This is a genomic window from Streptomyces sp. NPDC127197 (genome assembly GCF_042672405.1).
Classification (GTDB): Bacteria; Actinomycetota; Actinomycetes; order Streptomycetales; family Streptomycetaceae; genus Streptomyces; species Streptomyces flavusporus.
In genome coordinates, this window is the sequence record NZ_JBHXVG010000019.1 from 80754 (window position 1) to 105269 (window position 24516).

Here is a 24516-nt window from a genome sequence, read left to right on the forward strand (position 1 = left end):
TCGGGGAAGAGGGCGGGGAAGAGCCGCGCGGGAATGCGATGGAACAGCCGACGTCCACATTGGGTCAACCCTGTTGACGTAAGGCAGTCGGGGGCCGTTCACTGAGTGTGCTTCGTCGGCGTGCAGTGAGAGGAACGTGGCCATGTCCACTCGTGTCCCGCAGGAACGCAGACGCCGGCGGCCCACCCGGTCCGGGATCCTGCTGTCGGAGGACCTGATCGTGGAGACCGCGCTGCGGCTGATCGGCGAACACGGACCGGAGGCGCTGAGCGTGCGCCGGCTCGGCGCGGCACTGGGCTGCGACCCGACCGCTCTCTACCGCTACTTCCACGGCACCGACGACCTGGTGCTCGCCATCGCCGACCGAATCATCGGCGACGCCATGGCGGAGTTCGTCCCCGGCGACGACTGGGTGGCCTCGCTGCGCGAGATGGCCCTGCGGGTCCGCGCCGGGTATCTCGCCCATCCCCGGGCGGCCGCCATGGCGGCGCATCGGGTGACCCGGCGCAGGAGCGAGATACAGGCGGTGGAGACGGGGATCGGCCTGCTGCTGTCCGCGGGCTTCGAGCCGGCCGCCGCCGCACGGCTCTACCTGGCCTTCATCGACACCGTGCTCAGCCACGCGGCCACGGACGCGGCGTTCCAGGCGCTCCCCCGACAGCAGCGCGAGGCCGATCACCGAGCGTGGCGGGACGTCTATCAGGGCTTGGACCCGGCGGCATACCCGGCGCTCACCGCGGTACGCCCCGAGCTGCCCGGGATGGCGGACAGCTCCTTCGAGGAGGCGGTGGACCTCCTCCTCGAGGCACTGGTGGCCCGCGCCCCGGCAGGGCGGGTACGCGGCCGCTGAGGCCCGCCGTGCACGCCGGGGACCACCGCCCTCACTGTGTCGCCGACCGGGCACTCTTCCGCCCCCGACGGCGCTGGGTCGCTCGGGGCGGAAGAGTGTCGACTTCGACGGGTGACGAGGAGCGCCCCGGCAAGCGCGGGCGAGGGAGATCCCCCTCAGGCCCGCCCCGAGAGCCCGCTTCGGTAGTGCCGATGTGGGGTGCGGTTCCGCATCCGGACGACGCCGAGGGGGCGGACCTGACCGCGCCGGACGTCGCCGTGTGCGGCCCGCTACAAACTTCTGACCGGCCATTTCACGGAACCACTTCCGCCTGGCAGAAGCCGCCTTGCGCGGTGACCGCAGCCGTCACGAATCTGAGTCCAACCACGGACCGCGGGGCGACGACGCCCCGCTCTCAGGGACGGGAACGCCATGCCGCACATGACCGCCTTCGCCAGAAACCAGTGGTACGTCGCCGCCTACGCGCACGAGGTGAGCCGCGAACTCCTCGGCCGGACCATCCTCGGCGAGCCGCTCGTCCTCTACCGCACCGAGGAGGACGGCAGCCCCGTCGCGCTCGCCGACCGGTGCGTGCACCGCCGCTACCCGCTGTCCGAGAGCCGGCTCGACGGCGACCGGATCGTGTGCGGCTACCACGGCTTCACGTACGACACGACGGGCACGTGCGTGTACGTGCCGGGCCAGAAGCGCATCCCGCGCACAGCCCGCGTCGCCGCGTACCCGGTGGTCGAGCAGGACGCGCTGATCTGGGTGTGGATCGGCGACCCGGCGCTGGCCGATCCGCAGCGGATCCCGCGGGCGCCGCACCTGGCGGACCCGGCGATGACGACGGTGACGGGGATGGAGCCCATCGACTGCGACTACGGCCTGCTGGTCGACAACCTCATGGACCTGTCCCACGAGACCTATCTGCACGGCGGCTACATCGGCACCCCCGAGGTCGCCGAGACCCCCATCACCACCGAGGTCGACGAGGGCGCGGGCATCGTACGGGTGAGCCGGCACATGGACGACGCGGAGTGCCCGCCGTTCTACGCCCGTTCGACCGGGATCCAGGGCCGGATCACGCGGTGGCAGGACATCGAGTACCACGCGCCCTGTCTGTATCTGCTGCACAGCCGCATCGCCCCGGTCGGGGTGGTGCCCGAGGCGGACGGCAGCGACCCGAACGGCTTCCACACCGAGATCACCTACGCCATCACGCCGTCGAGCCCCGGCAAGGTGTACGACTTCTGGGCGGTGTCCCGGGACTTCGCGACCGACGACGAGGAAGTCACCACGTTCCTGCGGGACTTCAACCACACCGTGGTCATGCAGGACGTCGACGCGCTGAACCTGCTGCAACGTGCCCTGGGCTCCGAGCCGGCCGGCTACCAGGAACTCAGCATCAACATCGACACCGGCGGTCTCGCCGCGCGCCGCATCCTCGCCCGTCTGGTCGAGGAGGGGGACAAGCCCTTGGAGAGGGTCCGGTGAGCACACCGACCGGCGAGATCTACCGCATCGACTGGCTGCCGGGCACCGACCTCCTGCACGGCACCTGTCACTGCGGTGCCGAGCACACCGCCCAGGACCCGGTCGAGATGTGGGAGTGGATGCTCGCCCACCCCCGAGGACACGAGCCGCGAGGAAACAGTTCATGAGCGCGTACGAAGCCGAACTCGTCGTCGACCGCCGGGAGCCGGTGGCCGACGGCGTGCTGGCCCTCACCCTCCGGCATCCGCTGGGCGAGGAACTGCCCGCCTGGGAGCCGGGCGCCCACATCGACGTGGTGCTCGGGCCGGACCTGGAACGGCAGTACTCCCTGTGCGGGGACCCGGCGGAGCGGCATACGTGGCGGATCGCCGTGCTCCGCGAGATCGACGGGCGGGGCGGATCGGCGTACGTGCACGCGGAGTTGAGAGGGGGCGACAAGGTTCGGGTGCGCGGGCCGCGCAATCACTTCGCCCTGGAACCGGCTCCCCGGTACCGCTTCGTCGCGGGTGGCATCGGCATCACCCCGATCCTGCCGATGCTGGCCGCGGCGGAGGCGGCGGGCGCGGAGTGGACCCTGCTGTACGGGGGTCGTACGCGCGACTCGATGGCGTTCACCGACGAGTTGGGCCGCTACGGGGAGAGGGTCACGATCGCTCCGCAGGACGAGACCGGGCTGCTGGACCTGGCCCCGGTTCTCGACGGCCTGCCCGACGGCACGCTCGTCTACTGCTGCGGGCCCGAGCCGCTGCTGGACGCGGTGGAGGCGGGCTGCTCCGGGGGCGTGTTGCGCGTGGAGCGGTTCCGTCCCAGGGAGCAGGAGGCCGGCCCGGACGGCGAGTTCGAGGTGGTGCTGGAGCGCACCGGTCGCACCCTCACCGTCCCCCCGGGCGTCTCCGTGCTCGACACCGTGCGGGCCTCAGGCGTCGAGGTGCTCTACTCCTGCACCGAGGGAACCTGCGGGACCTGTGAGACGGACGTTCTCGACGGCACGCCGGACCACCGCGACTCGGTGCTCACGGACGAGGAGCGTACGGCCGGCGAGACGATGATGATCTGTGTGTCCCGCTGCCGGGGAGCGCGGCTGGTGCTGGACCTCTGACGGTCACACCAGGGCATGCCAGGCCCGGGAGACGGCGGTGCGGAACCCGTCCACCTCCTGGGCCGAGAACTCGCGGAGCATCCGCTCCTCGAGCAGGGCGACCGCCTCGGCGTGGTCGTCCAGCAGGGCGCGGCCCTCATCCGTGAGCAGGATGAGCAGTTCACGGCGGTTGTGCGGGTTGCGCTCGCGGCGGATGAGCCCCCGGGCCTGCAGGGTGCGCACCAGGTCGGCCATGGACTGGGCGGTCACGAACGAGGCGCGGGCGAGCTGGGCGGAGGTCAGCCCGTCGTGCCGCTCGAGGACCGTGAGGGCCGTGTACTGCAGTGCCGTGATACCGGCCGGTTTCAGCAGCTCGTCGAGGTGCGAGCGAATGACCAGCTCGAGCCGCTTGACCAGGTAGAGCAGGGAAGGGGACATGGATCCAGCCTAGGCCATTGACAGGAATCCTGATCGTCACGAGACTGCGCTTCATCAGCTTTATCAGGATTCCTGATGGACCACGGTGGCGACGTGATGGCCCCGCGTATCCGCCGACCCGCACAGAGAGGACTCGGCAAGCCATGAGCCCCCAGGAGATCGAGGACGGCCTGCTGTTCATAGGCGGCCGGTGGCGCGAGGCCGCGGGCGGCGCCCGCAGGGAGGTCGTCGACCCGTCCACCGGCCGGGCGGTCGGTACCGTGGCCGAGGCGGACGCCGCCGACGTCGACGCGGCCGTCGCGGCCGCCCGCGAGGCGTTCGAGACCGGCCCCTGGGCCGCGACCAGCGGGCGGGAGCGCGCCCGGATTCTGCACCGGGTCGCCGGCCTGATCCGGGAGAACGCGGACGAACTCGTGCGGCTGGAGAGCCTCGACGTCGGCAAGCCGGTCGCCCTGTGCCGGCCCGTCGACGTGATGACCGCCGTCGAGCAGTACGAGTACTGCGCCGGGCTGGCGCAGACCCTCGACGGCGCCACCCGCGACACGCCGCTCAACGCCTTCGCCTACACCCGCCGGGAGCCGCTGGGCGTGGTGGCGGCGATCACTCCGTTCAACTTCCCGCTGATCCTGTCCAGTACGAAGATCGCGCCCGTCCTGGCGGCCGGGAACACGGTGGTGCACAAGCCCGCGGAGGACACCCCGCTCAGTGCCCTGTTCATGGCACAGCTGCTCCAGCAGGCGGGAGTTCCGGACGGGGTCCTCAACGTGGTCACCGGTTCCGGCCGGGTGGCGGGCGAGGCCCTGCTCGACCACCCGGGCGTCGACAAGATCGCCTTCACCGGGTCGACGGGCGTCGGCCGCCATGCCGCCGCCGTCGCCGGTCGTGCCCTCAAACCGGTCACCATGGAACTCGGCGGCAATGCCGCCCACATCGTGTTCGAGGACGCCGACGTGGAGAAGGCGATCGGCGCGATCATCAAGGGATTCGTCTTCAACACCGGCCAGTTCTGCATGGGCGGGCCGCGGCTGCTGGTCGCCCGGCCGCTGTACGACACGATCGTCGGCGCGCTGGCCCAGGCCGTGCCCGGCATCCCGGTGGGCGATCCGCGTGACCCCGCCACCGTCGTCGGCCCCATGGCCGCCGCCCGGCATGTCGAGAAGGTCGAGGAGTACGTCGCCCTCGCCCGCAAGGAAGGTGGCCGCATCGTGTGCGGTGGCGAACCCCTGGACCTGAACGGCGGCTACTACTACCGGCCCACCGTCATCGCCGACCTGGCCCCCGACTCCCGTGTCGTCCAGGAGGAGATCTTCGGCCCGGTCCTGACCGTCCAGCCCTTCGACACCGAGGACGAGGCGGTCGCCCTGGCCAACGGCACCGTCTACGGACTGGCCGCCGGCGTCCAGACCACCAATCTGGCCCGGGCCCACCGGGTCGCGGACCGTCTCCAGGCCGGCATCGTCTGGATCAACGACTGGGCGATGCTCGACCCGGCCGTGCCCTTCGGCGGCGTCAAGGACTCCGGGTACGGGCGCGAGTACGGCCCCGAAGCCCTCGCCTCCTACACCAGGACCAAGTCCGTCGTCGTCTCGCTCGACTGAGCCGCACCCCCGCCAAGGAGTCACCCCATGGGCATCACCACTCAGGCAGCCGTCGTCGAGAACGGCGGCGCGCCCTTCACCCTCAGCGACATCCGTCTCGACGGACCGCGCCCCGGCGAGGTCCTGGTCAAGATGGCGGCAGCCGGCCTGTGCCACACCGACCTCGGTGTGGCGAGCGGCGCCCTGCCCTTCCCGCTGCCGGGCGTCCTCGGCCACGAGGGCGCCGGCGTCGTGGAAGCGGTGGGGCCGGGCATCACCCGCGTCGCACCGGGTGATCACGTCCTGCTGTCCTTCACCTCGTGCGGCGACTGCCGCAACTGCCTCGACGGCCACCCCGCCTACTGCGCCACCTGGCTGCCACTGAATCTCATCGGCGGCCGGCGCCCCGACGGCAGCAGCACGCTCAGCCGCGACGGCGAGCCGATCGGCGGCCACTTCTTCGGCCAGTCCTCGTTCGCCCGGCATGCCCTGGTCAGCGAGCGCAGTCTCGTCAAGGTCGACGCGGAGGTGCCGCTTGCGACGGTGGCGCCGTTGGGCTGCGGGGTCCAGACCGGCGTGGGTGCGGTCTGGAACGTCCTCGCACCGCGCGTGGGGGACACCGTCGTGGTGTTCGGCGCCGGCGCCGTGGGCCTGTCGGCCGTGATGGCGGCGGCGCTCACCCCGGCGACGACGATCATCGCCGTCGACCGGGTGGCCGAGCGACTGCAGCTGGCCCGTGACCTGGGCGCCACCCACACCGTCCACGCCGGCGAGACGGACACCGCCGAGGCCGTCACCGACATCACCGGCGGGCAGGGAGCCGACGGGATCGTGGAGACCACGGGCAACGTGCGGGTGGCCCGCACGGGGACCGAGGTGCTCGCCCCGCGCGGAACTCTCGTCCTCGTCGGCGCACCTCCGTTCGGGACGGACATGGCCCTCGACGTCAATGGCATGTTGCCCGGTAAGCACGTCGTCGGACTGACCCTCGGCGACAACGAGACACAGACCGTCCTCCCCGCCCTGGTCAGGCTGGTGCGCGACGGCCGGCTGCCCGTGCACCGGCTGATCACGCAGTACGCCTTCGAGGACATCGACCAGGCCAGGCAGGACATGATCGCCGGCAAGACGATCAAGCCGGTCCTGCTGTTCTGACGGCTCCCTACGCCGCCGCGACGTCCGCCGGCACCTCCGCCGCCCGCTCCTCGAACTGCGTCCGGTACAGCTCCGCATACCGCCCCCCGGCTGCCAACAGCCCCTCGTGCGTGCCCCGTTCCACGATGTGCCCCGCTTCCAGGACCAGGATCAGGTCGGCGGTGCGCACCGTGGACAGGCGGTGGGCGATCACGAGGGCGGTGCGGCCCTGAAGGGCTTCGGTGAGGGCCTCCTGGACCGCCGCCTCCGAGGTGTTGTCCAGGTGGGCGGTGGCCTCGTCGAGGACGACCACGCGCTGGCGGGCCAGGAGCAGCCGGGCGATGGTCATGCGCTGGCGTTCGCCGCCGGAGAGGCGGTAGCCGCGTTCGCCGACGACCGTGTCGAGGCCGTCGGGCAGGGATCGTACGAGCTCGTCCAGGCGGGCCCGGCGCAGGGCGTCCCACAGGTCGTCGTCGGTCGCCTCGGGGCGGGCCAGTAGCAGGTTGGCGCGGACCGTGTCATGGAACAGGTGGCCGTCCTGGGTGACCATGCCGACGGTGGCGCGCAGGGAGTCGGCGGTCAGGTCGCGGACGTCGACGCCGCCGATGCGCACGGTGCCCTCGTCGACGTCGTAGAGACGCGGCAGGAGTTGCGCGACGGTGGACTTGCCCGCGCCGGAGGAGCCGACGAGAGCGACGGTCCGCCCGGGTTCGGCGCGGAAGGAGATGCCGCGCAGGACCTCGGCGCCACCGCGGGTGTCGAGGGACGCCACCTCCTCCAGGGAGGCGAGGGAGACCTTGTCGGCGGAGGGGTAGCCGAAGCGGACGTCGTCGAACTCCACCGCCACCGGGCCGTCGGGCACCTCGACGGCGTCCGGCTTGTCCTCGATGAGCGGCTTCAGGTCGAGCACCTCGAAGACCCGCTCGAAGCTGACGAGGGCGCTCATCACCTCCACACGTGCCCCGGCGAGCGCGGTGAGCGGCGCGTACAGCCGGGTCAGCAGGAGGGCGAGGGAGACGACGGCGCCCGCTTCCAGGGTGCCGCGCAGGGCGAACCAGCCGCCGAGGCCGTAGACCAGGGCCAGCGCCAGTGCCGAGACCAGGGTGAGCGCGGTGATGAACGCCGACTGGAGGGTCGCCGTGCGCACGCCGATGTCCGCGACCCGGCGGGCCCGGGCGGCGAACTCCGCCGACTCCTGCTCGGGGCGGCCGAAGAGCTTGACGAGGGTGGCGCCGGGGGCCGAGAAGCGCTCGGTCATGCGGGTGCCCATCGCCGCGTTCAGCGTCGCCGCCTCCCGCTGCATGCGGGCCATACGGCTGCCCATCCGCCGGGCGGGCACCACGAACACCGGCAGCAGCACCAGCGCGAGCAGCGTTACCTGCCAGGACAGGGTGAGCATCACGGCGAGGGTGAGCACCAGCGTGACGAGGTTGCTGACCACTCCGGACAGCGTGTTGCTGAACGCCCGCTGCGCGCCGATGACGTCGTTGTTGAGACGGCTGACGAGCGCGCCCGTACGCGTGCGGGTGAAGAAGGCGACCGGCATGCGCTGCACATGATCGAACACCGCCGTCCGCAGATCGAGGATGAGCCCCTCCCCCAGCGTCGCCGAGAGCCTGCGCCCGAGGATGCCGAGCGCCGCTTCCACGACGGCGATGAGCGCGATCAGCAGCGCGAGTCGTACGACGATTCCCTCGTCGCCGTCCGACACGATCGCGTCCACGACGCGGCCGGCCAGCACGGGGGTGGCGACGGCGAGCAGCGCGGTCACCACCCCGAGCAGCACGAACAGGGCGATACGGGGGCGGTGCGGGCGGGCGAACGTGCCGATGCGGCGCAGCGTGGCGCGGGCGAAGGGGCGGCGTTCCTGCTGGGCGGTCATGACGCTGTGCAGCTGCGTCCACGCCGTGGTCTCCATGCTCATACGACCGACCGTAGAACCTCAATCAATCTTGAGGTCAACCTCGGAGAGATGGATCGAGAGAGAGCGGGCGAGATCGGGAGAGATCGAAGTCCGCCCGCTTCCCGTACGTAAGCCGCCGTCCCCGCTTCCGCAACCCGCAGTTGATGCGGTACGGAAAACCTCTCCGAGTGTGACAGCAGTACAACGCTCCACGGGACGGCTCCTCGGACGCATCCCCTTCCGCCTGATCCTGGGCCTGCTCCCGCTCGTCCTCGTGGCGTACCTCGCGGTGCGGCACCGTGACGTGCTCGCCGAGGGCTTCCATCACCTGGCGACGGCCCAGTGGCCGTGGCTGCTGGCCGCGGGCGGCGCCACCTGTCTGACCTGGGTCGCCATGGCGGTGACCCGGCAGGGCGCCGTCGTCGAGCGGCTGCCGGGCTTCCGGCTGCTGGCCACCCAGGTCGCGGCGATGGCGGCCAACCACATGCTGCCGACCGGGCTGGGCGCGAGCGCGGTCAATCTGCGGTTCATGACGGTGTGCGGGCTGCCGCTGGCCCGCTCCTCGGCGGCATTGGCGCTCTATCTGCTCGCGGAGAGCATCGCCCGCGTCGGTCTGCTGGCCGCGCTGCTCCTGCTCTTCCCCGGCGCGCTGCGGCTCGGCACCCTCCTGCCGGACGGTGCGACCGGCCCGCTGCTGCTCGGGCTCGGCGCGGCGGTACTGGTGGCGGTCGCCGTCCTCCTGCTCGTACGGCGGCTGCGCACGGCCGTCGTCTCCTTCCTGCGCACGGCGCTGGGCGAGGCGCGCTCGGTGCACATGCGTCCGTCGCGGGCGCTGGCGCTGTGGGGTGGTTCGCTGGCGTTTCCCGCGTTGCAGGCGGCCGGTCTGGTCGCGGTGGGGCTGGCGCTGGGGCTGGAGATACCGCTGTGGCACATGGTGGTCGCGTATCTGGCGGCGACCGTCGCCGTCGCGGTGGTGCCCACGCCGGGTGGACTGGGCTCGGTGGAGGCGGCGCTGATCGTGGCGCTGGTGGCGGCGGGCGGGCCGGTGGCGGTGGCCACGGCTGTAGTGCTGGCGTACCGGATCATCACCGTGTGGCTGCCGTTGCTGCCGGGGGCGTTGACGTTGGGGGCGCTGGTGCGGCTGAAGGTGATTTGAGGCGTGCGTGCGGGTGGGGGTCGCTTGCCTGCGCCGGCAGGGTGCCGCTGCGCCCGCCCTCCCCCACTCTCGGCTTCGCTCGAGCGGGGGGACCCCCATCGCCCTGGGGGTCCCCCCTCTGGGGGAGGCACGACTGCCCGCAGCCAGGTACGACCGGTAACGTTCCAGCATGCCGGTACGCATCGAGCGCCAAGGGCCCGTCACCACCGTCGTCCTCTCCCGCTCCGAGGTCCGCAACGCGGTGGACGGTCCGACGGCGGGCGAACTCGTCGCCGCCTTCCGGGAGTTCGAGTCGGACGACGCGGCGCGGGTGGCGGTGCTGTGGGGCGAGGGGGGCACGTTCTGCGCGGGAGCCGACCTCAAGGCGCTCGGCACCGAGCGCGGCAACCGGGTCACGGAGGACGGCGACGGCCCGATGGGACCGACCCGGATGCGGCTGTCGAAGCCGGTGATCGCCGCGGTGGCCGGGCATGCCGTCGCCGGGGGTCTGGAGCTGGCCCTGTGGTGCGATCTGCGGGTCGCCGAGGAGGACGCCGTCTTCGGGGTGTTCTGCCGCCGCTGGGGCGTCCCGCTCATCGACGGCGGTACGGTACGGCTGCCCCGGCTGATAGGCACGAGCCGTGCCCTGGACATGATCCTCACGGGACGGCCGGTCCCGGCCGGCGAGGCGTACGAGATGGGGCTCGCCAACCGCCTCGTACCCACCGGCACCGCCCGCCCCGCCGCCGAGGAACTGGCCGCCACGATCGCCCGTTTCCCCCAGCCCTGTCTGCGCTCCGACCGCGCGTCCGTCCTGGAGCAGGACGGCCTGGACGAGCCGACCGCGATGCGTGGCGAACTCCGGCACGGAATGGGCGTGTTGGCGCAGAGCCTGGAGGGCGCGGCACGGTTCGCCTCGGGCGCGGGGCGGCACGGCGCCTTCACGGACGACTGAGCTCAGGCGACGCTCACCCGGACCGGGCCGCCCTTGGGATCGACGCGGGGCGTCCAGCGTGCGGTGAGCGTGAGCGTGCGGTGCGGGACGGCCGAGCGCAGCGGTCGGCGGTGCAGCAGGCGCCCGTCCTGGGTGATGTGCAGGACCGGGCGGGTGAGCAGGGTGGCCGTGCGCAGTACGTAGGGGTGGCGGTCGGCCGGGGTGACGCGGTTCGGGGCGATCCAGCGCAGGGGCGGATCCACGGTCAGGGGGACGCCGTCGGGCCACTCGGCGCCCGCCAGAGCGGCGAGGACGGCGTCGGCCGAGTGTGCGCCCTCGCGGGCCGCCGTGGCCGCGCTCTCCACGGCGTGCAGCACGCTCCCGACGGCGAACACGCCCGGGCGGGCGGTACGCAGCGCGCCGTCGACGGCCGGCCCGCGCGTGCCGGGATCCAGGGGCAGTCCGCCGCGCCGGGCCAGTTCGTGATCGGGCACGAAGTCACCGGTGAAGACGACCGTGTCGCAGGGCAGGGTGGCCGTACGGCCGTCGCGGTGGCGTACCCGGACGCCCGACAGCCGTCCGTGGCCGAGCAGTTCGGTGACCGTGGTGTCGGTGAGCAGCGGGATGCCGCGGCGCAGCCGGGCGTCCAGCGCGCGGGTGGACGCCGTCTGGGCCCGGGGCAGCTCCGTGACCATGGCGACGACGTCGGCCCCGGCGGCTCGTACGGTGTCGGCGGCGGCATACGAGACGTCCTGCGCGCCGACCACCACGGCCCGGGTGCCGACCGGCTGCCGGTGGAGGTGGACGGCTTGCTGGAGTTCGCCCGTCGTGTAGACACCGGCGGGACGCGTGCCCGGCACCAGGCGTGCCGTGCGGGGGCGTTCGCGGGCGCCGGTGGCCAGCACGATCGCCCTCGCGGTGATCGTCTCGGGGCCGGCCGCACTGACCGTCGTCAGGGCCAGCTGGCCCGCCCAGTCGAGGGCGGTCACCCCGGTGCGTACCACTGCCCCGGCTCGGACCGCGGCGTCGGCCAGCAGACGCGCGTACGCCGGCCCGGTCAGCGGGCGCGACCAGGTCCCGAAGCCGCCGTGCGCGCAGTGCCGTGGCACTCCCCCAGCCTGCTGCTCCCGGTCCAGCACCTCGACCCGCCCCGCGCCCGCGGCGGCCAGGCGGGCGGCGGCAGCGAGTCCGGCGGGTCCGGCGCCGACGACGAGGACGTCGACCTGCCTCATGCGCCGGCCTCCTCGAACAGCGCCCGCACCGCGGCCCCGCAGTAGAAGCCCTGGCAGCGGCCCGCCCGGGCGCGGGTGCGGCGGCGCAGTCCGTCGAGGGTGCGCGGCGGGATCGTAGCGGCGAGGGCGTCGCGGATCTCGCCGCGGGTGACGCGTTCGCAGTGGCAGACGAGGGTGCCGTACTGCGGATCGGCGGCGATGAGGTCGGGGCGCTGGTACGGGCGGGGGAAGGCCTCGCCGAGGTTCGGCATGCGCACCGGCTCCAGCTCCCGTTCGGGACCCGGGTCGAGGCCCGTCTCGGTGAGCAGTCCGGTGACGTGCGCCGCGATGGCGAGCGAGGCGGTCAGGCCGGTCGAGCGGATGCCGCCGACGGTGACGTACGCCTGCTCGGGGTGGGCGCGGATGCGGTAGTCGTCGTGCTCGATGGCGGCGCGCAGACCGGCGTAGACGGCGGTGACGTCCTCGTCGAGCAGTGCGGGCAGGATGCGGCGGCCCTTGTCGCGCAGGGCGGCCAGTGCGTCGGCGGTGGAGCCGGTGGCCCGCTTGTCGTCCAGGTCCTCGGCGGTGGGGCCGAGCAGGACGTTGCCGTAGACGGTGGGGGCGACCAGGACGCCCTTGCCGAGGGCCGTGGGGACGGGGAGGAGGATGTGGTGGACCAGGGCGCGGGCGAACTTGTCGAAGACGAGGAGCTGGCCGCGGCGCGGGGTGACGGTGAAGTCGTCGTGGCCGAGCTGGGCGTCGAGTGTGTCGGCGTGCAGTCCGGCCGCGTTGACGAGCCGGCGGGCGCGCAGGGCACCTCGGGACGTCTTCAGCACATGGCTGCCGTCCTGCCGGCTCGCCTGCTCCACCCGGCAGTTGAGGTGCAGGTCGACCCCGTGGCGGACCGCCTGGGTGGCGTACGCCAGGGTCGTCGTCCAGGGGCAGATGATGCTCTCGCCGGGCACGTGCAGGGCACCGCGGGCGCCGGGGCCGAGGTGGGGTTCGCGGGCGTACAGCTCGGCGGGTCCGAGCAGGCGGGCGGCGTGGTACTCGTTGCGCTCGGCCTTCTCGGCGAGCCGGGGCAGCGCGGCGAGCTGTTCCTCGTCCCAGGCGACGAGCAGGGCGCCGACCGGTTCGACGGGGATGCCGGACTCGGCGGCGTACGCGGCGAGTTGCCGGGCGCCCTCGCGGACCAGCCGTGCCTCCAGCGAGCCGGGGACCGCGTCGAACCCGGTGTGCAGGATGGCGGTGTTGGCCTTGGACGTGCCCTGACCGACGTCGTCCTGGGCCTCGACGAGGGCGACGCGCAGGCGTGGGTGCCGGGCGAGGGCGCGGGCGATGGCGCTGCCGACGACACCGGCGCCGATGATCGCCACGTCGTACGTCACGGCAGGCAGCGGTCCCCGCTCGGTGACCGTCGTCCGGGCGTCGCGCTGCGCCGTCTCGGCGCCCGTCATGCGGGCGTCCTGTCGAGGAGCGCGGCGACGGCGCGGCGGAATGCCGCGAGGCGCTCGGCGGCCTCGTCGGCGGTGATGCGGGGCTCGTACACGGCGGCCGGTTCCCAGTCGGGCAGCGCCTCGGCGACGGTCAGGCCGGGCTCCGCGCCGAGCCGGGCCAGCACGCCCACGCCGAGGGCGGTCGCGTCCGGCAGCGCGGACACCTCGACGGGGAGTTGCAGCAGGTCGGCCTGGGTCTGCATGAGGAGCGTGGAACGGGTCAGACCGCCGTCCACGCGCAGCGCCGCCGGCGGACCGCCCAGGTCCGTCTCGGCCGCGTCGGCAAGGTCGACGACCTGGGCCGCGAGGCCCTCGCACAGGGCGCGCACCAGATGCCCGGGCGTGGTGTCGAGGCCGAGGCCGGTGAGCGATCCGCGCAGGTCGCCGCGCCACCAGGGGGCGGCGAGCCCGGCCAGTGCGGGGACGAAGGTGACGCCCCCGCTGTCGGGCACCGAGGCGCCCACGGGGTCGAGGTCGGCGGCACCCTTGATGACGCCGAGGTCGGTGAGCCAGCGCACGGCGGACGCGGCCGTGTACACCTGGCCGTCCAGGCAGTAGGCGGTGCGTCCGGCGAGCCGCCAGGCGACGCAGCTGACCAGGCCGGAGCTGCCGCGCCGGGGTGTGTCACCGGTGTGCGCGAGCAGGAACGCGCCGGTCCCGTAGGTGCACTTGGCGCCGCCGGGTTCGGTGATGTGCTGGGCGAGCAGGGCGGCCTGCTGGTCGACGATCAGGCCGGTGAGCGGGATCTCCGGGCCGAAGGCGGTGGTGGTGCCGACGGAGCCGGCGGTGTCGACGACGTCGGGGAGCCGTTCGCCGGACAGCCCGTAGAGGTCGAGTGCGCGAGGCGACCACTGGACACGGTCGAGGTCGAGCAGCTGGGTGCGGCCGGCGGTGGCGGCGTCCGTGACGTAGGCGCCGGTGAGCCGGTGGACGAGCCAGGCGTCGCTGGTGGTGACGACTCCCTCGCGGGTGAGGTTGCGTCGTATCCACGCCATCTTGGGTGCGGCGAAGTACGGGTCGACGGGCAGGCCCGTCAGCTGCCGCAACTCGTCCTCGTTAGGGGCTAGTTCGGCGCACACGGGCTCGGCGCGGCGGTCCTGCCAGACGAGCGCGTCGGTCAGCGGGCGGCCGGTGCCGGGATCCCAGGCGAGCACGGTCTCGCCCTGGTTGGCGAGGCCCAGCGCCACGACCGGCTCGCGCGCCTCGGCGAGCGCGCGGCGGCCGGCGTCGACCACCGAGTCGTACAGCTGGTCCGGATCGACCTCGACCAGGCCGCCGGGCAGAAAGCGGGGCCGTACGGCGGCGAATCCGGTACCGATGACGCCGCGTTCGGGGCAGACCACCAGCGCCTTGGTGCCGGACGTGCCCTGGTCGACGGCGAGCACCGGACCTGTCATCGAACCCCCTGTCGGCTGCTGGGCGATCACGGCTCGACAGCCTGCCGTCGTCCGCCACACCCCGTCAAGCGGCGCTGACTCACCGTCAATCGGGCTTTGACACGAGCCAGTTCCCAAGGATCGGGGAAAGCGGAGGTGAATGCGGAACCTCCGCCTCTATAGTTTCCGCCGACCACGCGATCTCCTCAACCGCCGCTCGGGGGAGCCCTGTTGTTACTCCACCCTGCCGTCCGGACCCGCCCGTTGACCGGGGCGGGGAGATGATGGCCAGAGACGGAGCACGACCCGCCTACGATCCCGCCGGACCCGACAGTGCGCTGCGCACCGCGCTTCAGGAGGTGCGCACCGGACGCTGGATGTCGATGCGCACGCTGCTCGCGGAGACCGCGACCTGGGGACAGTGGACCCAGCGCACACAGATCCTGGCCGCCGCGGCCGCCGGCACCGACGTGGTGCGGGCCTGGCTCGCCGAGGAACCGGACAGCGTCCCGGCCGTGGTGATGCAGGCCCGAGTCGGGGTGGAGCGGGCGCTACGGGCGGCCCGGGACGACCATCGCCGTACGCAGGAGCTGTGGCACGAGGCCTGGCTGGCGAGCGACACGGCGTCCCGCGCGGCCCCGCACGACCCGGTCCCGTGGGTGTGCCTGCTGGCGCTGGCCCGGCTGGACCGCGAGCAGCGCTGGGACGAGCACCGGGTGGCGCCGCCGGAGCCGATGCTGCCGCCGGGCCCGTGGGGGCTGCTGGCTCAGGCCCACAAACGCGATCCGTACAACCGCGAGGCCCACCATCGCATGGTGCAGTTCCTGTACGCGCGCTCGGCGTCGGGGCGGCTGGCGGAGGCGGTCGGCTTCGCCCACTGGGCCGCCGAGGGGGCACCGCCGGGCTCCGCGCTGCATGTGCTGCCGCTGTACGTGCGGGTCGAGCGCTACCGGCGGGCCGGCGGGCGGGACGCCGCCCTCGATCTGCACTGGGTCGCCGAGGACGCCACCCGCGAGGCACGCCGGGCCTTCCAGGGCTGGTTCGAGCTCACCACCGCTGCCGAGCGCTCCCCGCTGGACCTCAACCACCTCGCCCACGCCCTGTGGGGCGCCCTCCAGTTCCCGGAGGCGGCCCGGGTGTTCGACGCCATCGGCCCGTACTACGCGCCCCTGCCCTGGGCCTGCCGCACCTCCGATCCGGCCGATCACGCCCAGGCCGTGGACGTCTTCCTGCAGGCCCGCGCCCGCAGCCGCTCCGCCGCCCAACGCCCCTGACGCCCCCTTCCCCCCTCCTGGAGGTTCCGCATGCCCCTCACCCCCGACGGTGTCCAGCAGCAGGACGAGGAACAGCGCCTGCGCGAACTGGGCTACAAACCCGTACTCGCCCGCCGCATGGGCGGATTCGGCAACTTCGCGATCAGCTTCTCGGTGATCTCCATCCTGTCCGGCTGCATGACCCTGTACGGCTTCGGCATGGGCGCAGGCGGTCCCGCAGTGATGCTGTGGGGCTGGGCGGGTGTCGGCCTGTTCGTGCTCTGCGTGGGACTCGCGCTGGCGGAGGTCACCAGCGCGTATCCCACGTCCGGCGCCCTGTACTACATGGCCGACCGGCTCGGCGGGCGCCGCTGGGGCTGGTACACGGGCTGGCTGAACCTGCTCGGCCTGCTCGGCGCGATCGCCGGCATCGACTACGGGGCCGCGCTGTTCACCGGCGCGTTCATGAACCTCCAGTGGGGCTTCGAGCCGACGCCGGAGAAGACGATGCTGATCTTCGTCGTGATCCTGCTGCTGCACGCCACACTGAACCTGTTCGGCGTGCGCCTGGTGAGCGTGCTCAACTCGATCAGCGTGTGGTGGCACCTCGCCGGTGTCGCCCTCATCGTCGGCGTCCTGGCCATCGTCCCCGACCACCACCAGTCGCCGTCCTTCGTCTTCACCGAGTTCGTCAACGAGACCGGCTGGGAGAACCCCGTCTACGTCGCCGCGATCGGCCTGCTGCTCGCCCAGTACACCTTCTCCGGCTACGACGCCTCCGCCCACCTGTCCGAGGAGACCGCCAACGCGTCGGTGTCGGCGGCCCGCGGCATCGTCCGCGCCATCTGGGTCTCCTGGATCGCGGGCTTCGTGCTGCTCGCGGGCCTGACCTTCGCCATCCAGGACTACGACGCCACGCGGGCCAGCGAGACCGGGGTGCCGCCCGCGCAGATCCTGCTCGACGGCCTCGGCACCGACGGCGCGAGCGCGCTGCTGCTCGTGGTGATCGTCGCCCAGCTGTTCTGCGGCAACGCCGAGGTCGCGGCGGCCAGCCGGATGGTGTTCGCGTTCAGCCGCGACCGGGCCCTGCCCGGCTCGGAGCTGTGGCGCAAGGTCAGCAGCCGCACCCAGACCCCGGTCGCCGCCGTGTGGCTGTCGGTGGCGGTCGCCTGCGTGCTCGCCCTGCCGTCCCTGTACTCGACGACGGCGTACGGCGCGGTCACCGCCATCAACGTCATCGGCATCACACCGGCATACGTCATCCCCGTGTTCCTGCGGCTCCGGGCCGGCGACCGCTTCCAGCGCGGGCCGTGGCACCTGGGCCGGTGGAGCCGGCCGATCGGCTGGATCGCGGTGGTGTGGGTGGCCTGTGTGACGGTGCTGTTCTGCCTGCCGCAGTCGTCGCCGGTGACGGTCGACACGATGAACTACGCCTCGGTCGCCCTCGCCGTCGTACTGGTCCTCGCCACGGTGTGGTGGTTCGTGGCCCGCCGTTCGTACGGAACGCCCACCACCGCGGCGTACGGCGACGACCGTGAACAGGCCGAACTGGCCGAGGGAATCGTCTGAGCGGGGCGATCCGGCTGCCGGACCAGGTACGAACCCCGGTGCCCGATACGGCAGGATGAGCGGTCGCGCCCGACTTCGAGATGGCTGTCCGGCGCGACCGCACATCACGGAAACGAGCAGGTGACAAGGTGACGAGACTTCACATCCGGCCGTCGGCGAGGACCTTCCCCGCGGTTCTTCTCCCCGGAGGTGACCGGTGAACCGCGAACTCACCATGAACGACCTGGTCATCGCCGGCATCGCGGTGGCCGCGGGCCTGCTGGCGGCGTTCCTGCTGCGCATGTTGCTGCGCTGGCTGGGCAAGCACGCGGACCGCACCCGCTGGACCGGCGACGAGGTCATCGTCGCTGCCCTGCGCACCGTGGTGCCCTGGGCCGCGGTCGTGGGCGGCGCGGCGGCCGCGGGGGCGGCGCTGCCGCTCACCAGGACGGTGCAGCGCAACGTCAACCAGGGCCTGACGGTCCTGCTCATCCTCGTCGTGACGATCGCGGCGGCCCGGATGGTCGCCGGCCTGATCCGGACGGTCACCCAGTCCCGCTCCGGAGTCGCCGGGTCGGCGACGATCTTCGTCAACATCACCCGGGTCGTGGTCCTGGCCATCGGCTGCCTGGTGGTGCTGCAGACGCTGGGCATCTCCATAGCCCCGCTGCTCACCGCCCTGGGTGTGGGCGGTCTGGCGGTGGCACTCGCCCTCCAGGACACGCTCGCCAACCTCTTCGCGGGCATCCACATCCTCGCCTCGAAGACCGTCCAGCCCGGCGACTACATCCGGCTGAGCAGCGGCGAGGAGGGCTATGTCACCGACATCAACTGGCGGCAGACCACCATCCGCAACCTCTCCAACAACCTGGTCATCATCCCCAACGGGCAGCTGGCGGGGACGAACATGACCAACTACAACCGCCCCGAGCAGGACCTCACCATCCTGGTCCAGGCGGGCGTCGCCTACGACAGTGATCTGGAGCACGTCGAGCGCGTGACCCTCGAAGTGATCTCCGAGGTGATGACCGAGATCACCGGCGCCGTCCCGGACCATGAGCCGGCGGTGCGGTTCCACACCTTCGGCGACTCGCGCATCGGCTTCACGATCATCCTGGGTGTCGGCGAGTTCAGCGACCAGTTCCGGATCAAGCACGAGTTCATCAAGCGCCTGCACCGGCGCTACCGCGAGGAGGGCATCCGCATCCCCGCCCCGACGCGGACGGTGGCGATCCAGCAGGGCGGCAGCGCTCTGCCCGACGCGGTGATCCCGGCCCCACGACCCAGCACCCACGACCACGAGATATCTTGATGTCGAGCAATGTTGCAGACGTGGAGCGGAGCACCCGGTGACTGACTCGACCATCATCTATACGCACACTGACGAGGCCCCGGCCCTGGCGACGTATTCCTTCCTGCCGGTGGTCCAGGCGTACGCCTCGCAGGCGGGTGTCTCTGTGGAGACCCGTGACATCTCGCTGGCCGGCCGCATCATCGCGGTGTTCCCGGAGTACCTCACCGAGGACCAGCGGATCCCGGACGCCCTCCACGAGCTGGGCGAACTCGCCAAGACGCCCGAGGCCAACATCATCAAGCTGCCGAACATCTCGGCGTCGATCCCGCAGCTGAAGGCCGCGATCGCCGAGCTGCAGGCCCAGGGCTACGCGCTGCCGGCCTATCCGGACGACCCGAAGACCGACGAGGAGCGGGAGATCCAGGCCCGCTACGACAAGGTCAAGGGCTCCGCGGTGAACCCGGTCCTGCGTGAGGGCAACTCCGACCGCCGCGCCCCCGCGTCGGTCAAGAACTACGCCAAGACGCACCCGCACCGCATGGGCGCCTGGACCCCTCAGTCCAAGACGAACGTCGCGACGATGGGCGTCGACGACTTCCGTTCCACCGAGAAGTCCGCGGTGATCTCCGAGGCCGGCTCGCTCCGTATCGAGCTGAAGGGCGACGACGGCTCCACCACCGTCCTGCGCGAGTCCGTCCCCGTTCTCGAGGGCGAGGTCGTCGACGCCTCCGTGATGCGGGTCGCCGCGCTGCGCGAGTTCCTCACGGAGCAGGTCGCCAAGGCCAAGGCGGAGGGCGTGCTGTTCTCCGTGCACCTGAAGGCCACGATGATGAAGGTCTCCGACCCGATCATCTTCGGCCATGTGGTACGCGCCTTCTTCCCGAAGACGTTCGCCAAGTACGGCGACAAGCTCGCCGCCGCCGGCCTGACCCCGAACGACGGTCTGGGCGGCATCTACAAGGGCCTGGAGTCCCTGCCCGAGGGCGCCGAGATCAAGGCCTCCTTCGACGCCGAGCTCGCCGAGGGCCCGGAGCTGGCGATGGTCGACTCCGACAAGGGCATCACCAACCTGCACGTCCCGTCGGACGTCATCGTCGACGCCTCCATGCCGGCCATGATCCGCACCTCCGGCCACATGTGGGGCCCGGACGGCCAGGAGCACGACACCCTCGCGGTCCTGCCGGACTCCTCGTACTCCGGCGTCTACCAGGCCGTGATCGACGACTGCCGCGCCAACGGCGCCTACGACCCGTCCACCATGGGCTCGGTCCCGAACGTGGGTCTCATGGCGCAGAAGGCCGAGGAGTACGGCAGCCACGACAAGACCTTCGAGATCCCGACCACGGGCACCGTCCGCCTGGTCGACCAGGCCGGGAACGTCGTCATCGAGCAGACCGTGTCCGCCGGTGACATCTTCCGCGCCTGCCAGACCAAGGACGCCCCGATCAAGGACTGGGTGAAGCTGGCCGTCACCCGCGCCCGCGCCACCGGCGACCCGGCGGTGTTCTGGCTGGACGCCACCCGCGCCCACGACGCCAACCTGATCGCCAAGGTCGAGCAGTACCTGCCGGAGCACGACACCGAGGGCCTGGACATCCGGATCCTGAACCCGGTCGAGGCCACCAAGCTGTCGGTGGAGCGCATCCGCCGCGGCGAGAACACGATCTCGGTGACCGGCAACGTCCTCCGCGACTACCTCACCGACCTCTTCCCGATCCTGGAGCTGGGCACCAGCGCCAAGATGCTGTCGGTCGTCCCGCTGATGGCGGGCGGCGGCCTGTTCGAGACGGGCGCCGGCGGCTCCGCGCCGAAGCATGTGCAGCAGCTGGTCAAGGAGAACTACCTGCGCTGGGACTCCCTGGGTGAGTTCTTCGCCCTGGTGCCGTCCTTCGAGCAGTACGCCAAGACCACCGGCAACGCTCGTGCCCAGGTCCTCGCCGACACCCTCGACCGCGCCACGGCGACCTTCCTCAACGAGGACAAGTCCCCGACCCGTCGCGTCGGCGGCATCGACAACCGCGGCAGCCACTTCTACCTGTCCCTGTACTGGGCGCAGGAGCTGGCCGCGCAGACCGACGACGCGGACCTGGCGAAGGCCTTCGCGCCGCTCGCCGAGACGCTCGCCGCCAACGAGCAGAAGATCGTCGACGAGCTGATCGCGGTCCAGGGCAAGCCGGCCGACATCGGCGGCTACTACCAGCCCGACCCGGCCAAGGCCGCCGCGGTCATGCGCCCCTCGGCCACCTGGAACGAGGCGCTCGCGTCCCTGAGCTGACGCCCTGCCCCTCGAGGCCCGCTCACGTCTCCGCCCCGACCGGTGCACCGTCCGGCCGGGGCGGAGGTGTGTGGGGGAGGCACGACTGCCCGCGGATTGACGCTCACAACACCCTGAGGAGCCGCCCGATGTCCCCTGCCGCACCGTCCTCCTTCCAGCTGCTGCCCGGTGCCGACGACTCCCCCGTGATCCTGCATGTGCCGCACTCCGCCCGGGACATACCGGGCGATGTCCGTGCGGGCATCGTGCTGGATGACGAAGCGTTGGAGCGGGAGCTGGATCACATCACCGATGCGCACACCGCGCGGATCGCCGCCGAGGCGGCCGGGTTGTGCGTTGCCACGCCCTGGCGGTTCGTCAACCGGCTCTCGCGGCTGGTCGTCGACCCGGAGCGGTTTCCGGACGAGCGGGAGGAGATGCTCGCCGTGGGCATGGGCGCCGTGTACACGCGGACCACGCACCAAGGCGCGCTGCGGCCCGAGGGCTTCGACCCCGAACCGCTGATCGAGCGCTACTTCCGCCCGTACGCCCGGGCCATGACAGAGGCTGTGGCCGACCGGCTCGCCGCCACCGGCCGGGCCGTGATCATCGACGTGCACTCCTATCCCACCGCCCGGCTGCCGTACGAGCTGCACGGCGAGGGTCCGCGACCGCCGGTCTGCCTGGGCACCGACTCCTTCCACACGCCTCCCGAGCTGCTCACGGTCGCCCGGAAGGCGTTCGCGCGGTGCGGGGAGACGGGGCTCGACAGCCCCTTCGGCGGCACGTACGTACCCCTGGAGTACTACGGGTCCGAGCCCCGGGTGAGTGCGCTGATGGTGGAGATCCGCCGGGACACCTACATGACCGAGCCGGGCGGACCGGCCGGTCCCGGACTGCACCGGCTCGCGACGGCACTGGCGGAACTGGTCGGCGCGGTGCCCCGCTGATCCCCGGCCGGCGCGGGTGGCGGTCTCAGGCCCGCAGCCACTCCGTGACGACCACCTGCCCGCCGGTCCGCAGCCGCAGCGCGAAAGGACCGGCGGTCGGTACGTCGCCGGCGAAACGGCCCATGGCGTCGGCCGTGAGGGTGGCGGGCGCGGCCGGCTGAGGGCTGCCGAGCACCTCGATGCGGGCCGGCTGCGGAGGCAGCACCTGCCCCATCACGCCCTGCTCCGTCACCTCGACGTCGACGGTCAGCTCACCGGCGCGGAAGGTCAGCATCCGCGGCGCGTCCGTCACTCCCCTGACCGGGATGGCGTCGACCAGTGAGTCGAAGGTGAGCTCGGCGAGCCGGGCGTCCAGGTCGTGCAGCATGAACGCCTCGACGGCCAGGCGCCGCAGCTCGGCGGGCACCGGATCCAGGATGGCGGCGGCACCGCGGAGTTCCCCCTCCAGCAGGCCGTCGTCGAACTCCGTGTCGTTCAGGACGGCTTCGTCGTAGCCGTCGTCGCTGTTGTCGTGGTGGGCGTTCACAGTGCTCCCCGTGCGTCGAGTCGGGCCCGCAGGCGGCGCAGACAGCGCTGGCGCAGCGGCCCGATGCTGCCGACGGCGATGCCCAGGGCGGCGGAGACCTCCTGGTAGCTGGGCGGCGGCGAGGCCATCAGGACCCGCAGCAACTGCCTGCAGCGCTCGCCGAGTTCCTCGAACTCCTGCCACAGCCGTCGGACGCGCTCGCTCTGTGCGGCGGCCTCCTCGGAGTCGAGCACGGACTGTTCCGGCGTACGGTCCTCGCTGACCCGGTCCAGGAGTTGCGGATCATCGGTCGGCGTCAGCCGCCGTAAACTCCTGATGACCTTCAGGCTCTCGTGCCGTGCGGTGCTCGCCAGCCACGCGCCCGCCTTGTGCGGTTCACGGATCCGCCCGAGGTGCTGGGCAAAACGGAACCAGACGGTCTGGTAGACCTCGTGCGCGTCGGCATCGGAGAGCCGGTGTGCGCGCACGACGGACCACACAAGTGGGCTCAGCCCTTCCACCAGCGCTTTCCAGGCCGCCGCGTCGCCGTCGACGGCGGACTGGACGAGCGCGCCGACATCTGCACGGTCCACGGCCCCACCCCTCGTGTACGGCAAGTCATCGTACGCGGTGGCGGGGACGGTTACGGCCCTCATGTCCCAGGAGCGAGGGTCACGACCGGCACCGGGCGCCACGTGGGCGGACGCAGGGCCGGTACACGGGTGCTGCGCACCGACGCGAACTCCGTGTTCGCCGCGAGCAGTTGCTGCCCTGCGGCGCGCGGGTCGCGCTCCTTGTGCGCGACCATGTGGGAGGCGATCATCCCGGCGACCACCGGGGTGGCGAAGGAGGTGCCGCTCCATTGCGCGAACCCCTCGAACATCACCTGGTCCGGCTTGCTCGCGGTGGTTCCCTGCTCCTCGCTCAACACGCCGGTGTGCCGGGGGTTCTGGCAGGTGCAGGCGTAGCTGAAGCCGTAGCGGCAGGCCTCGTACGTGGAGTGCTGGTAGACGTACGGGACGGGCGCGTCGAAGCCGGTGAGGGAGCTCGTGAGACGCTCGCCGGGCGCGTAGACCTTCACCCAGGCGCCGTGGTTGCTGAAGCAGGCGCCGAACTCGCCGTCGCTGCGCAGCGCTCCCACCGACAGCACGCTGTTCTCGTAGCCGGGCAGGTCGGCGTAGGCGGCGGGCCAGAAGGGGGTGGCGCTGCCGTTGTTGCCGGCCGCGGCGACCAGCAGGGTGCGCTGGGTGCGCAGTTCCTCCATGAAGGCCTGCACGCCGAGCAGGCCGTCGGTGCGGCCGTTGGGGGTGCCGGCGGACAGGCTGAGGATGTCGGGCCAGCCGCTCCTGTCGACGGCCTCGAACAGTTTGTCGCCGAACTCCGACTCCAGGATGGCGCCCGCGTCGTTGAGGGTGTTGCGGACGGTGAGGTCGGTGTTGGGTGCGACGGCGGCGACGAGTCCGGCGATGAACGTGCCGTGTCCGACGTACTGCTGGAGGATGCCGTTGTCGTCGGTCTCCTTGATCTGGGCGTCGCCCTGGGTGTGGGCCAGCAGCGGGTAGGACCGGTAGTCCTTCATCAGGCCGGTGTCGATCACGAGGACGCCGACGGCGGTGTCCGGATCGTGCATCGCCTCGGCCGCGGCGGGGTTGGGCTGCTCGGTGGGCGGCGCGGGTACGGGCTCGTCGCCGGGGCAGGCGTTGACCGGCGCGATGTGCACCACGTGATTGCGGCTGACCAGCCTGCGACCGGCACGTCCCTCCGCGGCGCTCAGCGCGCGCAGGGCACTCGCCACGGCACGGTCGCCGCGCTGGTCGCCCTGTCCGGGGTCCCCGACCTGGATACGGGTGATCCCGGAGCGGTTGGTCTCGGAGCTCGCCCGGCGCACGCTCTCGCCGACCAGGCCGGTGGTCTCGGTGAAGTGGGCCCGCACGGTGTCCTCGACGAGCCGGGCCTCCTCGCCGTCACGCGCGATCACTACGCCCTTCTCGTAGAGGAACTCGGCGGAGTCGTCCGGGCCCATCGCCAGGGGGACGTCGGGCATCGAGCGCTGGATCTGGTCGAACTGCTCGCGGAATCGCTGTGGTGCCATGGCGTGTTCCTC

The 24516-nt window shown here is 72.0% G+C and carries 21 protein-coding genes; 13 read left to right on the forward strand and 8 right to left on the reverse strand.

Features of this window, described 5'->3' with window-relative positions; all coding sequences use genetic code 11:
- Nucleotides 1-142: 142 nt before the first annotated feature.
- From ACFVJQ_RS27030 to ACFVJQ_RS27045, 4 genes are all read left to right on the forward strand, one after another.
- Entirely contained in the window at nt 143-850 is a 708-nt protein-coding gene (locus ACFVJQ_RS27030) for a TetR/AcrR family transcriptional regulator (RefSeq protein ID WP_385787722.1), read from the forward strand.
- Between the two features lie 411 nt (nt 851-1261).
- Nucleotides 1262-2326 carry a Rieske 2Fe-2S domain-containing protein gene (locus tag ACFVJQ_RS27035; RefSeq protein WP_385514560.1) on the forward strand — a complete coding sequence of 355 codons (1065 nt, stop codon included), beginning with the start codon at nt 1262-1264 and terminating at the stop codon, nt 2324-2326.
- On the forward strand, nt 2323-2493 hold the full coding sequence (locus tag ACFVJQ_RS27040; protein WP_385274533.1) for a hypothetical protein: 171 nt from the start codon (nt 2323-2325) through the stop codon (nt 2491-2493). Before ACFVJQ_RS27035 ends, ACFVJQ_RS27040 begins: the two co-directional genes overlap by 4 nt.
- Nucleotides 2490-3425, forward strand: coding sequence for a PDR/VanB family oxidoreductase (locus ACFVJQ_RS27045; protein WP_385787725.1), 936 nt, complete (start codon nt 2490-2492; stop codon nt 3423-3425). Before ACFVJQ_RS27040 ends, ACFVJQ_RS27045 begins: the two co-directional genes overlap by 4 nt.
- 3 nt (nt 3426-3428) lie before the next feature.
- Here ACFVJQ_RS27045 and ACFVJQ_RS27050 read toward each other — a convergent pair whose 3' ends face one another.
- Nucleotides 3429-3842, reverse strand: a complete 414-nt coding sequence (locus ACFVJQ_RS27050) for a MarR family winged helix-turn-helix transcriptional regulator (protein ID WP_385514562.1) — start codon at nt 3840-3842, stop codon at nt 3429-3431.
- Between the two features lie 143 nt (nt 3843-3985).
- Here ACFVJQ_RS27050 and ACFVJQ_RS27055 point away from each other — a divergent pair, with 143 nt between their 5' ends.
- Nucleotides 3986-5440 (forward strand): aldehyde dehydrogenase family protein, encoded by a 1455-nt coding sequence (locus tag ACFVJQ_RS27055; RefSeq protein ID WP_385787728.1) that lies wholly within the window; start codon nt 3986-3988, stop codon nt 5438-5440.
- A 27-nt stretch (nt 5441-5467) separates the two neighbouring features.
- Nucleotides 5468-6574: an NAD(P)-dependent alcohol dehydrogenase gene (locus ACFVJQ_RS27060; protein ID WP_385514564.1), complete on the forward strand. Its 1107-nt coding sequence runs from the start codon at nt 5468-5470 to the stop codon at nt 6572-6574.
- Between the two features lie 7 nt (nt 6575-6581).
- On the opposite strand, the gene ACFVJQ_RS27065 is transcribed toward ACFVJQ_RS27060, so the two are convergent.
- Entirely contained in the window at nt 6582-8471 is a 1890-nt protein-coding gene (locus tag ACFVJQ_RS27065; RefSeq protein WP_385514600.1) for an ABC transporter ATP-binding protein, read from the reverse strand.
- Between the two features lie 175 nt (nt 8472-8646).
- On the opposite strand from ACFVJQ_RS27065, the gene ACFVJQ_RS27070 reads away from it, so the two are divergent.
- Nucleotides 8647-9612, forward strand: coding sequence for a YbhN family protein (locus ACFVJQ_RS27070; RefSeq protein WP_385514565.1), 966 nt, complete (start codon nt 8647-8649; stop codon nt 9610-9612).
- Nucleotides 9613-9781: 169 nt separating this feature from the next.
- Entirely contained in the window at nt 9782-10546 is a 765-nt protein-coding gene (locus ACFVJQ_RS27075) for a crotonase/enoyl-CoA hydratase family protein (RefSeq protein ID WP_385787732.1), read from the forward strand.
- Between the two features lie 2 nt (nt 10547-10548).
- Here the strand turns inward: ACFVJQ_RS27075 and ACFVJQ_RS27080 are convergent, their stop codons facing one another.
- Genes ACFVJQ_RS27080 through ACFVJQ_RS27090 form a run of 3 tightly spaced genes read right to left on the reverse strand, consistent with a single transcriptional unit; the run spans nt 10549 to nt 14629 of the window.
- Entirely contained in the window at nt 10549-11757 is a 1209-nt protein-coding gene (locus ACFVJQ_RS27080) for an NAD(P)/FAD-dependent oxidoreductase (protein ID WP_385787735.1), read from the reverse strand.
- The gene (locus tag ACFVJQ_RS27085) at nt 11754-13193 is read right to left on the reverse strand and encodes an FAD-dependent oxidoreductase (protein ID WP_385787738.1); all 1440 of its coding nucleotides are present in this window, start codon (nt 13191-13193) and stop codon (nt 11754-11756) included. Before ACFVJQ_RS27085 ends, ACFVJQ_RS27080 begins: the two co-directional genes overlap by 4 nt.
- The gene (locus ACFVJQ_RS27090; RefSeq protein ID WP_385787741.1) at nt 13190-14629 is read right to left on the reverse strand and encodes an FGGY family carbohydrate kinase; all 1440 of its coding nucleotides are present in this window, start codon (nt 14627-14629) and stop codon (nt 13190-13192) included. Before ACFVJQ_RS27090 ends, ACFVJQ_RS27085 begins: the two co-directional genes overlap by 4 nt.
- Before the next feature lie 263 nt (nt 14630-14892).
- Here ACFVJQ_RS27090 and ACFVJQ_RS27095 point away from each other — a divergent pair, with 263 nt between their 5' ends.
- The 5 genes from ACFVJQ_RS27095 (at nt 14893) to ACFVJQ_RS27115 (ending at nt 21907) form a co-directional block, all read left to right on the forward strand.
- On the forward strand, nt 14893-15882 hold the full coding sequence (locus tag ACFVJQ_RS27095) for a hypothetical protein (RefSeq protein ID WP_385514601.1): 990 nt from the start codon (nt 14893-14895) through the stop codon (nt 15880-15882).
- Between the two features lie 30 nt (nt 15883-15912).
- Nucleotides 15913-17430 (forward strand): amino acid permease, encoded by a 1518-nt coding sequence (locus tag ACFVJQ_RS27100; RefSeq protein ID WP_385514570.1) that lies wholly within the window; start codon nt 15913-15915, stop codon nt 17428-17430.
- Nucleotides 17431-17626: 196 nt separating this feature from the next.
- Complete coding sequence (locus tag ACFVJQ_RS27105) at nt 17627-18721, forward strand: mechanosensitive ion channel family protein (protein WP_385514571.1); 1095 nt, start codon at nt 17627-17629, stop codon at nt 18719-18721.
- Between the two features lie 37 nt (nt 18722-18758).
- Nucleotides 18759-20978, forward strand: a complete 2220-nt coding sequence (locus ACFVJQ_RS27110) for an NADP-dependent isocitrate dehydrogenase (RefSeq protein ID WP_385514572.1) — start codon at nt 18759-18761, stop codon at nt 20976-20978.
- Nucleotides 20979-21106: 128 nt separating this feature from the next.
- A complete protein-coding gene (locus tag ACFVJQ_RS27115; RefSeq protein WP_385514573.1) occupies nt 21107-21907 on the forward strand; it encodes an N-formylglutamate amidohydrolase in 801 nt (266 codons plus the stop codon).
- Between the two features lie 25 nt (nt 21908-21932).
- On the opposite strand, the gene ACFVJQ_RS27120 is transcribed toward ACFVJQ_RS27115, so the two are convergent.
- From ACFVJQ_RS27120 to ACFVJQ_RS27130, 3 genes are read right to left on the reverse strand one after another with little or no spacing between them, the layout of a single operon-like run.
- Entirely contained in the window at nt 21933-22433 is a 501-nt protein-coding gene (locus tag ACFVJQ_RS27120; RefSeq protein WP_385514574.1) for a hypothetical protein, read from the reverse strand.
- A complete protein-coding gene (locus ACFVJQ_RS27125; RefSeq protein ID WP_385514575.1) occupies nt 22430-23068 on the reverse strand; it encodes an RNA polymerase sigma factor in 639 nt (212 codons plus the stop codon). The genes ACFVJQ_RS27120 and ACFVJQ_RS27125 overlap by 4 nt, the downstream gene beginning before the upstream one ends.
- Nucleotides 23065-24504 (reverse strand): S8/S53 family peptidase, encoded by a 1440-nt coding sequence (locus ACFVJQ_RS27130; RefSeq protein ID WP_385514576.1) that lies wholly within the window; start codon nt 24502-24504, stop codon nt 23065-23067. Before ACFVJQ_RS27130 ends, ACFVJQ_RS27125 begins: the two co-directional genes overlap by 4 nt.
- Between the last annotated feature and the right edge of the window lie 12 nt (nt 24505-24516).

Excerpts from the sequence above, each read along its gene's own strand:
- ACFVJQ_RS27125 (WP_385514575.1), bottom strand. The coding sequence starts at position 23,068 with ATGAGGGCCGTAACCGTCCCCGCCACCGCGTACGATGACTTGCCGTAC.
- ACFVJQ_RS27075 (WP_385787732.1), top strand. The coding sequence starts at position 9,782 with ATGCCGGTACGCATCGAGCGCCAAGGGCCCGTCACCACCGTCGTCCTC.
- ACFVJQ_RS27085 (WP_385787738.1), bottom strand. The coding sequence starts at position 13,193 with ATGACGGGCGCCGAGACGGCGCAGCGCGACGCCCGGACGACGGTCACC.
- ACFVJQ_RS27065 (WP_385514600.1), bottom strand. The coding sequence starts at position 8,471 with ATGGAGACCACGGCGTGGACGCAGCTGCACAGCGTCATGACCGCCCAG.
- ACFVJQ_RS27115 (WP_385514573.1), top strand. The coding sequence starts at position 21,107 with ATGTCCCCTGCCGCACCGTCCTCCTTCCAGCTGCTGCCCGGTGCCGAC.
- ACFVJQ_RS27035 (WP_385514560.1), top strand. The coding sequence starts at position 1,262 with ATGCCGCACATGACCGCCTTCGCCAGAAACCAGTGGTACGTCGCCGCC.
- ACFVJQ_RS27090 (WP_385787741.1), bottom strand. The coding sequence starts at position 14,629 with ATGACAGGTCCGGTGCTCGCCGTCGACCAGGGCACGTCCGGCACCAAG.
- ACFVJQ_RS27060 (WP_385514564.1), top strand. The coding sequence starts at position 5,468 with ATGGGCATCACCACTCAGGCAGCCGTCGTCGAGAACGGCGGCGCGCCC.
- ACFVJQ_RS27080 (WP_385787735.1), bottom strand. The coding sequence starts at position 11,757 with ATGAGGCAGGTCGACGTCCTCGTCGTCGGCGCCGGACCCGCCGGACTC.
- ACFVJQ_RS27055 (WP_385787728.1), top strand. The coding sequence starts at position 3,986 with ATGAGCCCCCAGGAGATCGAGGACGGCCTGCTGTTCATAGGCGGCCGG.
- ACFVJQ_RS27100 (WP_385514570.1), top strand. The coding sequence starts at position 15,913 with ATGCCCCTCACCCCCGACGGTGTCCAGCAGCAGGACGAGGAACAGCGC.
- ACFVJQ_RS27030 (WP_385787722.1), top strand. The coding sequence starts at position 143 with ATGTCCACTCGTGTCCCGCAGGAACGCAGACGCCGGCGGCCCACCCGG.
- ACFVJQ_RS27050 (WP_385514562.1), bottom strand. The coding sequence starts at position 3,842 with ATGTCCCCTTCCCTGCTCTACCTGGTCAAGCGGCTCGAGCTGGTCATT.
- ACFVJQ_RS27130 (WP_385514576.1), bottom strand. The coding sequence starts at position 24,504 with ATGGCACCACAGCGATTCCGCGAGCAGTTCGACCAGATCCAGCGCTCG.
- ACFVJQ_RS27095 (WP_385514601.1), top strand. The coding sequence starts at position 14,893 with ATGGCCAGAGACGGAGCACGACCCGCCTACGATCCCGCCGGACCCGAC.
- ACFVJQ_RS27045 (WP_385787725.1), top strand. The coding sequence starts at position 2,490 with ATGAGCGCGTACGAAGCCGAACTCGTCGTCGACCGCCGGGAGCCGGTG.